Origin of the sequence: Microbacterium kyungheense, assembly GCF_006783905.1 — a bacterium.
Taxonomy (GTDB): domain Bacteria; phylum Actinomycetota; class Actinomycetes; order Actinomycetales; family Microbacteriaceae; genus Microbacterium; species Microbacterium kyungheense.
This window is the reverse complement of record NZ_VFPE01000001.1, coordinates 328,777-344,400: the sequence shown is the minus strand read 5'-3', so window position 1 is coordinate 344,400 and position 15,624 is coordinate 328,777. Positions and strand designations below refer to the sequence as shown.

Genomic DNA, 15,624 nt, shown 5'->3' with positions numbered 1-15,624 from the left:
GCCCGGAATCACGGCGGAACGAGGGGATGCCGTCAGCCCGACGCCGGGGTCGGTCTGCCCGGGCTCAGGGCTCGGAGGGGTCCTCCCACGGCCAGCGCGGGCGTCGGGCTCGCGTGCGCACCAGTGCGATGCCCGCCCACGCGCTCACGAACGCCGCCCCGGCGACGACGGCTCCGAACCACGAGGTCGCCAGGCGGCCGGCGACTCCTGTCGCGACGCCCAGGTCGGCGCCCGTCGCGACAGCGGCGACCCACACGCCCCCGATGTAGGCGAGGAACGCCGCCGCCGTCGTCCATACGACACCCCAGAAGGACGGGCCCCGGCTCGCGGCGGGATCCCGTGCCGCGACGGAGGTCGCCGGCGTGACGGCATCCCTCCGCTCGCCCGCGCGCCCGATCGACGCCCACAGCCCGCCGGCGAAGGCCAGCACGGCGAGGATCATGCCGACGATCCCCGGGATCTGGCCGAGGCCGGGCGTCGCGATGACGTCTTCGCCGGTCGCGAGGCTCACCATGCCGAGGCCGAAGATCGTCAGCGCGGCGAAGCCGATCGTCGCGAAGGCGAGGGCCACCGCCGGGCGCACCGACCCGCCCGGCGCTCCTGCGGAACCCTGAGCGGCCATGTCTCCAGCGTACGTCCGACCTCCGGCGCGCGGGCCGGCTCGGCCGCCGGCATCCGGGACCGCCCCCGTGAGACCCGGGATCTGGGCCGAGAGCCGTGGCGCGGCGCCCGGTCTCGACGTGAATCCCAGGTTTCGACGAGTTTCCCCGGTCTCAGCGAGACCGGGGATTCGTCGGATGCGACGGCCGCAGCGACTACGGCCGGACGAGCTGCGGGCCCGCCTCGAGGGTGCGCTCGTACTCGCGCTGCGCCTCGACGTTGAGCTCGGTGACGCGCTTCGCGCGTGCGGCGGCCCAGGCGCCGAACCAGATCGTCAGCTCGCGGCCGATCACGAACGCGCCGAACGCCAGCGGGGTGAGCAGCTGGCTTTCGACGAGGTCGGAGCCCTCGCTGGCGGTGAGCTCCCAGAACGGGGCCTGGAACAGCGCGCCCAGGATGTGGCCCCCGTAGGCGGCGGCGCCGACGAGCAGGCCGAAGACCACCCACGCGCCCCACCGGCCGCGGTTGATGATCGCGCCGAGCAGCCAGAAGGCCAGGAAGAAGACGACCACCGGGACCCACAGCGACCACGTGCGCAGCGCGTCGAGCACGGTCGTGCCGATGTTCTCGCCCGTCACGTCGCCCTCGATCGCGCGGACTCCGATCCACAGCGCGAGGTACAGCACCGCGAACGAGAGGGCGGCGAGCAGGCCGATGGCGCCGGCGGCGGCGCGGTTGCCGCGGGGCCGCGGAGCCTCGGGAGCCTGCACGAAGATCGGCTGCGGGGCGGCCGCGGCGACGACCGTCGCCTCGGGCACGACAGGCTCGCTCGGGGTGATGACGGGCGCGTCGACCACGGTGGGCGAGTCGTCAGCCGCTGACGTGTACACGGCGGTGTCGGCGACGGGAGTCGCGGGGACATCGAGGGATGCCGCCTCCGCCGAGTCCCACGGGTCGGGCTCTGCGGGGGCAACGGTCTCGGGTGCGGCCACAGGCTCGGGCTCGGGCTCGCGCACGACCGTGGCATCGGCGGGCTCGGCCGGGCTGTCCGTCACGGTCTCCGCGGGGGTCTCGGGCTGTGACGCGTCGGCCGTGTCGGCGCCGCGCCCTGCGGCCTCGGCTTCGGCGAGGCCTTCGTTCGCGCGGCCGACGACGTCGTCGACGCCGCCGCCGGGCTCTTCGACGGGCTCGCCGTAGGACGACTTGGGGTCACTCATCGTCAGCACTCCTCACGCCGGGCGTGCGCCCTGCAGTGCGACAGTATCCCGTGCCCGCTCCCATGCGGCGCAGGCGTGCCGGGCGCGGCGCGGACGGCCGCCGCCTATTAGCCTGGGTCGATGGCACCCCCAGCGATCCGGCTCACCGCGGTGGCGGCATCCGCTCTCTTCGCACTCGCCGCGCTCACCGCGTGCGCCCCCGACGACGCGCCCGAGGGCGGCTTCACCTTCACGCCGACCCCGTCGGCGACGCCCACGGCGACCCCCACGCCCACGCCGACACCGACGGCACAGGCCGAGATCCCCACCGACTGCCGTGCGATCCTCAACGCCGACGTGCTCGCGCAGCTCGAGGGCGTGCCGCTGAACGATCCCGCGTTCGGCGCGTCGGGCCCGCAGCCCGACGGCAGCCTCATCTGCGTGTGGGGCGACCCGGCGGCCGATGCCACGAACCTCGTCACCACCATCAGCTACGTCTCTCGCGGCCCGGCGCTGGAGCAGCTCAACAAGCTCAAGGACGAGGACGGGTTCACCTGCTACACGCCCGACAGCGGCACGCGCTGTGAGAAGACCTGGCAGGACCCCAACTATCCCGTGACGTCGGGGCGCACGCTGTACTGGCGCGACGGCGTGCTGATCGACACCCGGTACTCCAACCTCGCCCCGACGGGCTACACCACCGCGGTGGTCGCCGCCATCTTCGGCTGAGCACCTCGAAGCCTGAGCCTGCGCGCTATCCGAACACGTGGTGCTCCAGGCGGGCGCCGAAGTCCTCGGGATGCCACCCGGTCTCGACGCTGACGAGCCACAGTCCGTTGCGCAGCGTGTGCAGCTCGACGACGCTCCCCCGGGTGCGCGTGCACTCCAGCGCGGCGTCGGAGGACGAGCACGCGAAGCCGTCCGAGGTGAGCGACGGCTCCGCGAGCGCCGACGCATCGGCGTCGATCCGCGCCAGCGTCGTCACGATGCCGCCGCCGTCGAACCGCCATACGCACGTCACCGCGACGTCGGCGGTCACCGCATCGGCGAACGCGTGGGCCTCCGTGGCGGGCGCGGCGAGCGATTGACTCAGCAGCGACCCGGGATGCCACGTCAGCTCGTTCCAGAGATCGTCGGAGTACATCGACCGGCAGTCGACGGCGGCGCCGGTCGCGGCGTCCTGGGCCGGCGTCGGCACGGCCGTCGGCGCAGGGAGCGGCGCGGTCGCGTTGCGCAGCGTGTCGCCGAGCCACGCGACGGATACCGGCACCATCGGCAGCGACAGCCACACCAGGGCCCCGACGACGGCTGCGCACAGCATCCCCGCGGGCACGGCGATCCACGCGTTGCGCCCGCCGATCCGTGCCATGGTCCCCCCGACCGTCACCCCCACGGTAAGACGGCGAGAGGGATGCCGCGCCACGGCGCGCGGCGTGCACCCGAGCATCCCCCCCGCGCGGGCCCGTGATGATACTCGCTGCGCGCCCGCGGTTCCAGTCCCTCGGCGCATGCGCGACCATGACGGACGTTGGTCTCCCGCAGCGACGCGACGGATCTCCCCCCGCAGGGCCGCGGACGACAGGAGCAGGAGCATGTCCACATTCGAGCAGGCGCCCCGCGACGGCACCACGACGCCGGGCGACGACGTGAAGGAACGGGCCATCGACACGGTGGCAGAGGTCGACGCCGGGGCGATGTACGTGGCCGGCGTCGCGGTCGACGAAGCGGTCGACACCGCACGAGACGCGAAGGAGGCGGCGCGCGGCTTCTTCGAAGAGACGCGCACGCAGCTGGCGGATCAGGCCGCGGTGCAGCAGCGGCGGGCCGCCGACGCGCTGCGCGGCACCGGCGACGAGCTGGAAGAGCTGACCTCCGGAGCGACCTCCGGCGGAGCCGCGACCGACGCGGTGCGCATGATCGGGCGGCAGACCCGCCGCGCGGCCGACTGGCTCGAGCAGCGCGAACCCGCGGATGTCGTCGGCGAGGTCCGGCGGTACGCCCGCCGGCACACCGTGGCCTTTGTGGTCACCGCGTTCGCGGTCGGCATCGTCGCGGGTCGCGTTACCCGGGCCCTCGTCTCTGATGCACACGACACCGGCGGTTCGCGCGATGGAGCCTCGCGGGGTCGGAGCGGCGGCATGGTCGCCACCCCGGCATCCGCTTCCGGGACCGTCGGCGGACGGCGTCCGAGCAGCGCGACCCTCGGCACGCAGGGAGGCACAGTCGCGGGCGACACCCCGATCGCCGACGCCCTCGGGCAGGACGCACGGGCGGGCGGCACGACGACGCCGGGCGGACCGGCATCCACCCCGCTCGCCGGGGGCGCCGACGCCGGCGCAGACCGCTCCGGCGACGCATGGTCGCCGAGCGGCGGGACACGGCCATGACCGACATGCCCACGCCGTCTCAGCAGAAGGCGGCCGAGACGTCGCTGGGTGACCTCGTCGGCGAGGTCTCGCGCGACCTGTCGGCGCTGATGCGCCAGGAGCTCGAACTCGCCAAGGCCGAGCTCTCGGAATCCGCGAAGCGCGCGGGCGCGGGAGCGGGCCTGCTGGGCGTGGCCGGATACGCGGCCATGATGGCGGTCCTCTTCCTGAGCCTCGCCCTGTGGTGGGCACTCGGGACGCTGGTGGGCCTCGGCTGGTCCGGCGTCATCGTCGCCACGGTCTGGGCCATCATCGCCGGCATCCTCTACGCGGTCGGGCGCCGACGCCTCGCATCCGTGCGAGGAGCCCCGCAGACCGTCGAGACCGTCAAGGAGATACCCGAAGCACTCAGAAGGAACCAGGAGAACCGATCATGAGCAATCCCGACCAGATCCGCGCCGACATCGAGGCGACGCGGGGCGAACTCGGACGAGACGTCGACGCCCTCGCCGACAAGGTCTCGCCCCCGAAGATCATGGAACGCCAGCGGACACGGGTGCGTCAGGCCTTCGGCGACGTCAGAGATCACGTCATGGGGGTCGCCGACGACGTCGAGGACACCGCGAGGGGTGCAGCCGGCGACGTCGGAGACGCCCTGAGCGAGCTGCCGGGCAAGGCCCGACGGACGGCGCAGGGCGCCCCGATCGTGGTGGGCCTGCTCGCTGCGGGGGTCGGCTTCCTCGTCGCGAGCCTCATCCCGGCGACCGATACCGAGAAGCACCTCAGCACCGCGCTGCGCGACCGCGCCCAGCCGATGGTCGACAAGGCGATGGAGGTGGCGAAGGATGCCGCACAGGACGTCGCGGCCGAGCTGAAGGGTCCCGCCCAGGACGCCGTCGAGGAGGTCAAGGAGTCGGCGATGTCGTCGGCGCAGACCGTCAAGGACGAGGCGCAGCACACGGCGGAGCGCGTCAAGGAGAACGTCACCGAGAACGCCGGCGGCTCGGACCGGATGAACACCGGCGGGCCGGGCAGCATGGGGTGAGGCATCCGATTCCCCAGGAACGGCGAAGGGCCCCGGCGAACCGGGGCCCTTCGTGAGTTCTGGACTCAGTTGTAGTCGGTCGAGAAACCGTCCGTCGAGAAGCTGTCGAAGTCGACGTAGCTCAGGTCGGCGTCGGTGTACGCGCCGTCCGAGGCGAAGATGCGGTTCGGGTACCGCTCGCTCTTGGCCTCTTCCGTCGCCTCGACCGTGACGTTGCGGTACTTCGCAAGTCCGGTTCCGGCGGGGATGAGCTTTCCGATGATGACGTTCTCCTTGAGGCCGACGAGCGGGTCGCTCTTGCCCTCCATGGCCGCCTGCGTCAGGACGCGGGTGGTCTCCTGGAACGACGCGGCCGACAGCCACGACTCGGTCGCGAGCGACGCCTTCGTGATACCCATCAGCTCGGGACGACCCGACGCCGGGCGCTTGCCCTCGCCGACCGCCTCGCGGTTGATGTTCTGGTACTTCTTGAAGTCGACCAGCTCACCCGGCAGCAGCGTGGTGTCGCCGTGGTCGACCACGGTGACCTTCCGCAGCATCTGACGGACGATGACCTCGATGTGCTTGTCGTGGATCGGCACACCCTGCGAGCGGTACACGCCCTGGACGCCGTTGACGAGGTACTTCTGCACCTCGCGGGCACCCTGCACGCGCATGACCTCCTTGGGGTCGAGCGTTCCGACCTGCAGGGGCTGACCCACGGTGACGTGCTGTCCGTCCTCGACCAGGAGCGTCGCGCGCTTCAGGACGGGGTAGACGTGCGGCTCGTCGCCGTTGTCGGGCGTGAGGATGACCTTCTTCGACTTCTCGGTCTCGTCGATCGTGATGCGGCCGTCGGCCTCCGCGATCGGCGACGCGCCCTTCGGGGTGCGGGCCTCGAACAGCTCCTGCACGCGGGGAAGACCCTGCGTGATGTCGTCGGCCGAAGCCGAACCACCGGTGTGGAAGGTACGCATCGTCAGCTGCGTTCCGGGCTCACCGATCGACTGGGCCGCGATGATGCCGACGGCCTCGCCGATGTCGACGATCTTGCCGGTCGCGAGCGAACGGCCGTAGCACTTCGCGCAGACGCCGACCGCCGAGTCGCAGGTGAGCACCGAGCGCACCTTGATGGACTCGACACCCGCCTCGACCAGCTTGTCGATGAGCACGTCGCCGACGTCCTCACCGGCCGAGGCGACGACCTCGCCCGAGGGCGAGACCGCGTCGGCCGCGAGCGTGCGGGCGAACACCGAGTTCTCGACGTTCGCGTCGCGCACGAGCACGCCTTCGCTGTTGGGCGCCGCGATGACGAACTCCAGGCCCTTGGTGGTGCCGCAGTCCTCTTCGCGGATGATGACGTCCTGCGAGACGTCGACGAGACGACGCGTCAGGTAGCCCGAGTCGGCGGTACGGAGGGCCGTGTCGGCCAGGCCCTTACGGGCACCGTGCGTCGCGATGAAGTACTCCGCCACCGACAGACCCTCGCGGTACGAGGAGATGATCGGACGGGGGATGATCTCACCCTTCGGGTTGTTCACCAGGCCTCGCATACCCGCGATGTTGCGGATCTGCAGCCAGTTACCACGGGCGCCCGACGAGACCATGCGGTTGATGGTGTTGTCGGCCGGGAAGTGGTCGCGCATCGCCTTCTGGACCTCGTCGGTCGCCTCGGTCCAGATCTTGATGAGCTCCTGACGACGCTCGGCGTCGGTGGTGAGACCCTTCTCGAACTGCGCCTGGACCTTCGCGGCCTGCTTCTCGTAGCCCGCGACGATCTCGCCCTTGTTCGGGGGCGTCAGGATGTCGCTCAGCGCCACCGTCACACCCGAGCGGGTGGCCCAGTAGAAGCCGGCGTCCTTGATGCGGTCGAGGGATGCCGCGACCTCCACCTTCGGGTACTCCTCGGCGAGCTTGTTCACGATCTGCGACAGCTTGCCCTTGTCGGCCTGCTCGCGGACGAACGGGTAGCCCTTGGGGAGCGTGTCGTTGAAGATCGCCTGGCCGAGCGACGCGTCGACGAGACCGTGGCGCTCGTAGCCCTCGGGAGCCTCGCCCTCGAGGAAGGCGAGACCGGGGATGCGGATGCGGACCTTGGCCTGCAGGTCGAGGGTGCCCTCGTCCTTCGCCAGGATCGCCTCGCCCACCGAGCCGAACACACGACCCTCACCGGCTGCGCCCTCCTTGACCGTGGTCAGGTGGTGCAGACCGATGATCATGTCCTGCGAGGGCAGGGTCACCGGGCGGCCGTCCGACGGCTTCAGGATGTTGTTCGACGCCAGCATCAGGATGCGGGCCTCGGCCTGGGCCTCGACCGACAGCGGCAGGTGCACGGCCATCTGGTCACCGTCGAAGTCGGCGTTGAACGCCGCGCACACGAGCGGGTGCAGCTGGATGGCCTTGCCCTCGACGAGCTGCGGCTCGAACGCCTGGATGCCGAGACGGTGCAGCGTGGGCGCACGGTTCAGCAGCACGGGACGCTCGCGGATGATCTCTTCGAGCACGTCCCAGACCTCGGGACGCGTGCGCTCGACGGCGCGCTTGGCGGCCTTGATGTTCTGCGAGTGACCGAGGTCGATGAGGCGCTTGATCACGAACGGCTTGAACAGCTCGAGCGCCATCTGCTTGGGCAGACCGCACTGGTGCAGCTTGAGCTGCGGACCGACGATGATGACCGAACGGCCCGAGTAGTCCACGCGCTTGCCGAGCAGGTTCTGGCGGAAGCGACCCTGCTTTCCCTTGAGCATGTCGCTCAGGGACTTCAGGGCGCGGTTGCCGGTGCCGGTGACGGGACGACCGCGGCGGCCGTTGTCGAACAGCGCGTCGACGGCCTCCTGCAGCATGCGCTTCTCGTTGTTGACGATGATCTCGGGGGCACCGAGGTCGATCAGGCGACGGAGGCGGTTGTTGCGGTTGATCACGCGGCGGTACAGGTCGTTCAGGTCGGAGGTCGCGAAGCGGCCACCGTCCAGCTGCACCATCGGGCGCAGCTCCGGCGGGATCACCGGGACGACGTCGAGCACCATGGACGCCGGGCTCATGCCCGTCATCAGGAACGAGTTGACGACCTTCAGGCGCTTGATCGCACGGATCTTGCGCTGGCCCTTGCCCTCCGAGATCTGCAGGTGCAGGCTCTCGGCCTCGGCGGCCAGGTCGAACGCCTCCAGGCGGCGCTTGATCGACTCCGCACCCATGTGGGCCTCGAAGTACTGACCGAAGCGGTCCTGCAGCTCGTGGAAGATCTCGTCCTCGCCCTTGAGCTGGCCGACCTCGAGGTTGCGGAAGTCCTCCCACACCTTCTCGAGGCGGGTGACCTGGTCGTCCGCGTTCTTGCGGATCGAGGCCATCTCCTTCTCGGCGGCGTCCTTGACCTTCTTCTTCTGGTCGGCCTTGGCACCCTCCTCCTCGAGCGCGGCGAGCTCCTCCTCCAGCTTCTGGAGGCGGGCGGCGACACGCGCGTCGCGGCGGTCGGCGAGCGTCTTCAGCTCGAGGCGGATGTTGTTCTCCTGCGTCGAGAGGTCGCGGTGGCGCGCCTCCTCGTCGACCGAGATCACCATGTACGCGGCGAAGTAGATGACCTTCTCGAGGTCCTTCGGCGCCATGTCGAGCAGGTACCCGAGGCGCGAGGGCACGCCCTTGAAGTACCAGATGTGGGTGACGGGCGCGGCGAGCTCGATGTGGCCCATGCGCTCGCGGCGGACCGAGGACTTGGTGACCTCGACGCCGCAGCGCTCGCAGACGATGCCCTTGAAGCGGACGCGCTTGTACTTGCCGCACGCGCACTCCCAGTCGCGCGAGGGTCCGAAGATCTGCTCGCCGAACAGACCGTCCTTCTCGGGCTTCAGGGTGCGGTAGTTGATGGTCTCGGGCTTCTTGACCTCGCCGTAGGACCAACGACGGATGTCGTCAGCGGTGGCCAGGCCGATGCGAAGCTGATCGAAAGTGGTTGATTCGAGCACTGGTTCTCCTGTGTCGGAAATTCGTTCGTTACCTGGCGCGCTTAGATCTCGTCGATCGACGAGGACTCGAAGCGGCTGGAGATGTTGATGCCGAGCTCCTCAGCGGCGCGGAAGGCGTCGTCGTCGGTGTCGCGGAGGTTGACCGCCGTGCCGTCGGCCGAGAGGACCTCGACGTTCAGGCAGAGCGACTGCATCTCCTTCATGAGCACCTTGAAGGACTCGGGGATGCCGGGCTCCTGGATGTTCTCGCCCTTGACGATCGCCTCGTACACCTTGACGCGGCCGAGGATGTCGTCGGACTTGATCGTGAGGAGCTCCTGGAGCGCGTACGCGGCACCATAGGCCTCGAGGGCCCACACCTCCATCTCACCGAAACGCTGACCGCCGAACTGCGCCTTACCACCGAGCGGCTGCTGGGTGATCATCGAGTACGGGCCCGTCGAGCGCGCGTGGATCTTGTCGTCGACGAGGTGGTGCAGCTTCAGGATGTACATGTAGCCGACCGAGATCGGAGCCGGGAACGGTTCGCCGGAGCGGCCGTCGAACAGCTGCGTCTTGCCCGTCGAGTCGATCAGGCGCACGCCGTCGCGGTTCGGGGTCGTCGAGTCGAGCAGACCCGCGATCTCGTCCTCGAAGGCGCCGTCGAACACCGGCGTGGCGACCTTGGTGCCCGCCGGGGCCTCGAACGCCTGCTCGGGCAGGTGCGCGGCCCACTCGGGGGTGCCCTCGACCTTCCAGCCCTGCTTGGCGATCCAGCCCAGGTGCAGCTCGAGGACCTGGCCGAAGTTCATTCGACCCGGGATGCCGAGCGGGTTGAGGATCACGTCGACCGGCGTGCCGTCGGCGAGGAAGGGCATGTCTTCGACCGGAAGGATCTTCGCGATCACACCCTTGTTGCCGTGGCGGCCGGCGAGCTTGTCGCCCTCGGTGATCTTGCGCTTCTGGGCGATGTAGACCACGACGCGGCGGTTGACGCCCGAGCCCAGCTCGTCGTCGCCGTCCTCGGCGTTGAACTCCTTGACGGCGATGATCGTGCCCTGCTCACCGTGGGGCACCTTCAGCGACGTGTCGCGGACCTCGCGGCTCTTCTCGTTGAAGATCGCGCGGAGCAGGCGCTCCTCGGCCGACAGCTCGGTCTCGCCCTTGGGCGTGACCTTGCCGACGAGGATGTCGCCGGGACGCACCTCGGCGCCGATGCGGATGATGCCGCGCTCGTCGAGGTCCTTCAGCAGGTCGGGGCTGACGTTGGGGAGGTCACGGGTGATCTCCTCCTTGCCGAGCTTCGTGTCGCGCGCGTCGACCTCGTACTCCTCGATGTGGATCGACGAGAGGGTGTCGTCCTTCACCAGGTTCTGGCTCAGGATGATGGCGTCCTCGAAGTTGTGGCCCTCCCACGTCATGAACGCGACGAGGAGGTTCTTGCCGAGCGCCAGCTCGCCGTTCTCGGTGGCGGGGCCGTCGGCGATGACCTCGCCGGCCTCGACACGCTCGCCGGCCGAGACGACCACGCGCTGGTTGTACGACGTGCCCTGGTTCGAGCGGTCGAACTTGCGCAGGAAGTAGTCCTGCGTGCCGCCCTCGTCCAGCTGCACGGTCACGACGTCGGCCGAGACCTCGACCACGACACCGGGCTTCTGGGCGGTGACCACGTCACCGGCGTCGATGGCCGCGAAGCCCTCCATGCCCGTGCCGACCACCGGCGACTCCGAACGGAGCAGCGGGACGGCCTGACGCTGCATGTTGGCACCCATGAGGGCGCGGTTGGCGTCGTCGTGCTCGAGGAACGGGATGAGCGAGGTCGCGACCGACACCATCTGGCGCGGCGAGACGTCCATGTAGCCGATCTCGTCCGAGTGGAAGAGGTCGACCTCGCCACCGTTTCCACGGCGGGCCAGGACGCGGTCCTGGGCGAAGCTGCCGTCCGACTTCAGCTCGACACCGGCCTGCGCGACGATGTAGTCGCTCTCTTCCGAGGCGGTCAGGTAGTCGATCTGGTCGGTGACCTTGCCCTCGACCACGCGGCGGTACGGCGTCTCGATGAAGCCGAACGCGTTGATGCGCGCGAACGAGGCGAGCGAGCCGATCAGACCGATGTTCGGGCCTTCCGGGGTCTCGATCGGGCACATGCGGCCGTAGTGCGACGGGTGGACGTCGCGGACCTCGACGCCGGCGCGCTCACGCGACAGACCGCCGGGGCCCAGGGCCGACAGACGGCGCTTGTGTGTCAGGCCCGCGAGCGGGTTGTTCTGGTCCATGAACTGCGACAGCTGCGACGTGCCGAAGAACTCCTTGATCGCCGCCACGACGGGACGGACGTTGATCAGGGTCTGCGGCGTGATCGCCTCGATGTCCTGCGTGGTCATGCGCTCGCGGACGACGCGCTCCATGCGCGACAGACCGGTGCGGACCTGGTTCTGGATGAGCTCGCCGACCGCGCGGATGCGGCGGTTGCCGAAGTTGTCGATGTCGTCGACGTCCAGGCGGATCTCGGCCGGCTTGCCGCCGCGCACGCCGTCGAAGACGACGTCGCCGCGGTGCAGGCGCACCAGGTACTTGATCGTCGCGACGATGTCGTCGACCGTCAGCACCGAGTCGGTGAGCGGCTTGTCGAGACCGAGCTTGTGGTTGATCTTGTACCGGCCGACCTTGGCGAGGTCGTAGCGCTTCGGGTTGAAGTAGAAGTTGTCCAGGAGCGCGCGGGCTGCCTCGGCGGCGACCTGCTCGCCCGGACGGAGCTTGCGGTAGATGTCGCGGAGCGCGTCCTCCTTGGTGAGGATCGTGTCCTTCGACAGCGTCTCTTCGATCGACTCGAAGCCGGCGAACTCGCCCAGGATGTCCTCGGACGTGAGGCCGAGCGCCTTCAGGAAGACGGTGACGGACTGCTTGCGCTTGCGGTCGATGCGCACGCCGACCTGGTCGCGCTTGTCGATCTCGAACTCGAGCCAGGCACCGCGCGAGGGGATGACGCGCGCCGACACGATGTCCTTGTCGGACGTCTTGTCGGGGGTCTTGTCGAAGTAGACGCCGGGCGAACGGACGAGCTGCGACACGACGACGCGCTCGGTGCCGTTGATGATGAACGTGCCCTTGTCGGTCTGGAGCGGGAAGTCGCCCATGAAGACCGTCTGGGTCTTGATCTCACCGGTCTGGTGGTTCATGAACTCGGCCTCGACGTAGAGCGGGGCCGCGTACGTCTTGCCGCGCTCCTTGCACTCCTCGATGGAGTACTTCTCGGGCTCGAGGTACGGGTTCGTGAACGAGAGCTGCATGGTCTCGCTCAGGTCCTCGATCGGCGAGATCTCCTCGAAGATCTCCTCGAGTCCCGAGACCTCGGGCACGTCGGTGCGACCGGCGGCCTTGGCGTCGGCGACGCGGGCCTTCCATGCCTCGTTGCCGACGAGCCAGTCGAACGACTCGGTCTGCAGCGCGAGAAGGTCAGGGACCGTCAGCGTGTCGGAGATCTTGGCGAACGAGAGGCGGGAAGCTCCGCGTCCGTTCTTGGGGGTGGTGGTGGGATTGGATGCGTTGCGCGCAGCAGCCAAGGGGATTACCTCCGTGGGCCCGTAGGGCTCGTTTCCTTGTCGTCAGGTGGAGTGCTCTTCGTCCCCGAAGCCCGCGCACCACGCCTCGCGACGAGCGAGGGGGCACAGGCACAGCCGACCACCATATGAGGGCAGGGGGAATCCAAGAGCGCAAAGACCTACTATACGTCGCACGACGCGCCGTGTCCAGTCGGATTCTTGACGAGTTTCGGATGCTGCGGTATAAAGCCTGATTCGGATACATCCATGAACCGAGACCATGGCGTGAAGCGCGCCGCAGGGCCATGATGTGCACATGACTGGGGGACGATCCCCCGTGATCCGCACTCCCGATCAGCGGATCCGGGTGTTCGTGAGCTCGACCCTGCGTGAGCTCGCGGAGGAACGCGAGGCGGTCAAGGCCGCCGTGGAGCGACTGAGACTCGCGCCGGTGATGTTCGAGCTGGGGGCTCGGCCGCACCCGCCGCGGGAGCTGTACCGCTCCTATCTGGCACAGAGCGACGTGTTCGTGGGGATCTACGGCGCGAGCTACGGGTGGGTGGCCCCGGGCGAGGAGGTGTCGGGGCTGGAGGACGAGTACAACCTCGCGCCGCCGGCCATGCCGAAACTGATCTACGTCAAGGACGGCGACGAACGCGACGACCGCCTGGCGGCGCTCATCGGGCGCATCCAGGCCGACGACACGGCGGCGTATCTGCACTTCCGCTCGGCGGCCGAGCTGGAGGACCAGGTCGCTGCCGACCTCGCGATGCTGCTCGCCGAACGGTTCGACGAGTCCCGCACCGATCCCGCGCCCGAGGCGCCCGGGCAGCCTCTCGTCGGGCGCGTGCCGGTGCCGTACACGACGACGATCGGCCGCGACGCCGATATCGACGCCGTGCGGACGCTGCTGGCCCGCGGCACCGACCGGGTCGTGAGCCTGATCGGCCCCGGCGGCATCGGCAAGAGCCGACTCGCGATCGAGACGGCGCTGGCGTGCGAGGACCTCTACCCCGACGGCGTCTACTTCGTGCTGCTCGAGGGCGTGCTCGAGCCGGGGCTGCTGCTTCCGACGATCGCGTATCACCTCGGCATCCGCGACAACGGCGAGGCGGCGCTGGAGGAGCGCATCGCGCATGCGCTCGAAGACCGGCGCGTGCTGCTGGTGCTCGACAACTTCGAGCAGATCGTGGATGCCGCACCCGTCCTCGTGCGGCTGTACACGGTGGCCCCGACGGCGACGTTCCTCGTGACGAGCCGGATCGTGCTGCGGATCCGCGGCGAGCGCGTGTACGAAGTGCCGCCCCTGCCGACGCCGCGCGGCGACCTCCCGGCGAGCCTCGACCCGGCGACCCGGACCCCGGCGGTGGCGCTGTTCGTCGACCGCGCCAAGGCGATCGACCCGGGGTTCGACGTGACGCCGGGCAACGCGGCCGACCTCGCCGCGATCTGCCGGACGCTGGAGGGGCTGCCGCTGGCGATCGAGCTGGCGGCCGCGAAGGTCCGGATCCTCACACCCGCGGGTATCGCGGAGCGGCTGGGGCAGAGCCTGCCGCTGCTGACGGCCGCCGTGCGCGACCTGCCGGAGCGGCACCGCACGATGCGCGCGACGATCGACTGGAGCGTGAGCCTGCTGCCCGATGCGCAGCGCGACCTGCTCGAGGACCTCGGCGTGTTCGCGACGCGGTTCACGCTCGACGCGGTCGAGGCGCTCGGTCGCGGTCGTTCGTGGGACGGCCAGGCGATCGACGGCCTGGCGGCCCTCGTCGACGGGTCGCTCGTCAAGCAGTACGAACTGGGCGGACGCCGCGTGTTCTCGCTGCTGGCGATCGTGCGGGAGTACGCGCTCGGCCGGCTCAAGGAGCAGGGAGAGGCCGTGCGGGTCCGCCGCGCGCACGCCGACTACTACTGCGCGCTGGTGCGCCGCGTCGCACCCGACCTCGGCGGTCCCGGCCAGGCCGATGCGGTCGCGCGCCTCGGGCTGGAGCTGCCGAACCTGCGGGCCGCCGTCCGCCATCTCGTGCACACGGATCGGCTCGACGACGCCGGCGACTTCGCATGGAGCCTGCTCATCTACTGGTGGATCTCGGGCTTCTTCGCCGAGGTGCGGGTGTGGATGCTGGAACTCCTGGAGAAGCAGCACGATCAGCCCATCACGCCGCACACGCGGGCGATCGCCTGGTTCTTCGCCCTGTGGGGCGAGATGTGGCAGCGCCCGAGCGAGCAGGTCGTCGCCGGACTCGGCGAGTGCGTGCGGCTGTTCAGCGAGTCGGGCGATGCGGATGCCGCGGCCATGGCGCTCGCCGCGCGAGCGACCGCGCGGGTGCAGTTCTCCGACCTCGACTCCGACAAGGCCGAGACGGAGCTGCGCGAGGCCGTCGTGCGGCTGCGCGAGCAGGGGAACGCATGGGCCGAGGCGATCACAGAGGTCTCGCTCGGGCGGCTGGCGTGGGTGCGCGGCGCCACCGACGACGCCCTCGCCCACTTCGATCGCGCGAGCGCCGTCGCGCAGGAGCACGGCGACCTGTTCACGACCTCGGTCGCCGGCAACCTGCGATCGCGCCTCAACTTCCAGCTCGGGCACCTCGAGACCGCCGAGCACGAGTTCGTGCGCACCCTGCTGCTCTCGGTCCGGCTGCACTACGACGAGGGCATCGCCTACGGGCTGGAGGGGGTGTGCGCCGTGGCCGCCGCCCACGGCGAGGCGTGGCGGGCGGCGGCGCTCGCCGTGGCGGCCGGCGAGATCCGGCGCCGCATCGGCATCTTCGACGTGGAGGCCTTCACCGTCCACACCCCGTACCTCGACATCCTGCGCGGCCGCGACCCGGCGAGCGTCGAGGCCGGCGAAGTCGCAGGAGCCGAGTTCACCCTGGCCGAGGCGGTGCTGCTCGCACTCCCCGACCACGAGCACGACGAGGTGGCCGCGACGCTCCACGCCTGGTGAGGCCGTCAGGCGGC

Annotated in this window: 10 protein-coding genes; 5 read left to right on the top strand and 5 right to left on the bottom strand. The window is 69.9% G+C overall.

The features are described 5' to 3' along the window. Positions 1-64 precede the first annotated feature (64 nt). Positions 65-622: a hypothetical protein gene (locus FB391_RS01515; protein WP_141892540.1), complete on the bottom strand. Its 558-nt coding sequence runs from the start codon at positions 620-622 to the stop codon at positions 65-67. A gap of 193 nt (positions 623-815) precedes the next feature. After that, positions 816-1,817, bottom strand: a complete 1,002-nt coding sequence (locus FB391_RS01510) for an ABC transporter (protein ID WP_141892539.1) — start codon at positions 1,815-1,817, stop codon at positions 816-818. Positions 1,818-1,937: 120 nt separating this feature from the next. Here FB391_RS01510 and FB391_RS01505 point away from each other — a divergent pair, with 120 nt between their 5' ends. Continuing rightward, complete coding sequence (locus FB391_RS01505) at positions 1,938-2,525, top strand: hypothetical protein (RefSeq protein ID WP_141892538.1); 588 nt, start codon at positions 1,938-1,940, stop codon at positions 2,523-2,525. 25 nt (positions 2,526-2,550) lie between these two features. Here FB391_RS01505 and FB391_RS01500 read toward each other — a convergent pair whose 3' ends face one another. Further along, positions 2,551-3,165 carry a hypothetical protein gene (locus FB391_RS01500; RefSeq protein WP_141892537.1) on the bottom strand — a complete coding sequence of 205 codons (615 nt, stop codon included), beginning with the start codon at positions 3,163-3,165 and terminating at the stop codon, positions 2,551-2,553. 223 nt (positions 3,166-3,388) lie between these two features. Here FB391_RS01500 and FB391_RS01495 point away from each other — a divergent pair, with 223 nt between their 5' ends. Genes FB391_RS01495 through FB391_RS01485 form a run of 3 tightly spaced genes read left to right on the top strand, consistent with a single transcriptional unit; the run spans position 3,389 to position 5,207 of the window. Then, on the top strand, positions 3,389-4,183 hold the full coding sequence (locus FB391_RS01495; protein ID WP_141892536.1) for a hypothetical protein: 795 nt from the start codon (positions 3,389-3,391) through the stop codon (positions 4,181-4,183). After that, on the top strand, positions 4,180-4,599 hold the full coding sequence (locus FB391_RS01490; protein WP_141892535.1) for a phage holin family protein: 420 nt from the start codon (positions 4,180-4,182) through the stop codon (positions 4,597-4,599). Before FB391_RS01495 ends, FB391_RS01490 begins: the two co-directional genes overlap by 4 nt. After that, positions 4,596-5,207 (top strand): DUF3618 domain-containing protein, encoded by a 612-nt coding sequence (locus FB391_RS01485; RefSeq protein ID WP_141892534.1) that lies wholly within the window; start codon positions 4,596-4,598, stop codon positions 5,205-5,207. The genes FB391_RS01490 and FB391_RS01485 overlap by 4 nt, the downstream gene beginning before the upstream one ends. 65 nt (positions 5,208-5,272) lie before the next feature. Here FB391_RS01485 and rpoC read toward each other — a convergent pair whose 3' ends face one another. Then, on the bottom strand, positions 5,273-9,145 hold the full coding sequence (gene rpoC / locus FB391_RS01480; RefSeq protein ID WP_141892533.1) for a DNA-directed RNA polymerase subunit beta': 3,873 nt from the start codon (positions 9,143-9,145) through the stop codon (positions 5,273-5,275). Between the two features lie 41 nt (positions 9,146-9,186). Continuing rightward, positions 9,187-12,687 carry a DNA-directed RNA polymerase subunit beta gene (gene rpoB, locus FB391_RS01475; protein WP_141892532.1) on the bottom strand — a complete coding sequence of 1,167 codons (3,501 nt, stop codon included), beginning with the start codon at positions 12,685-12,687 and terminating at the stop codon, positions 9,187-9,189. 316 nt (positions 12,688-13,003) lie between these two features. Here rpoB and FB391_RS01470 point away from each other — a divergent pair, with 316 nt between their 5' ends. Continuing rightward, positions 13,004-15,610 carry an ATP-binding protein gene (locus FB391_RS01470; protein WP_185842884.1) on the top strand — a complete coding sequence of 869 codons (2,607 nt, stop codon included), beginning with the start codon at positions 13,004-13,006 and terminating at the stop codon, positions 15,608-15,610. Positions 15,611-15,624: the final 14 nt, after the last annotated feature.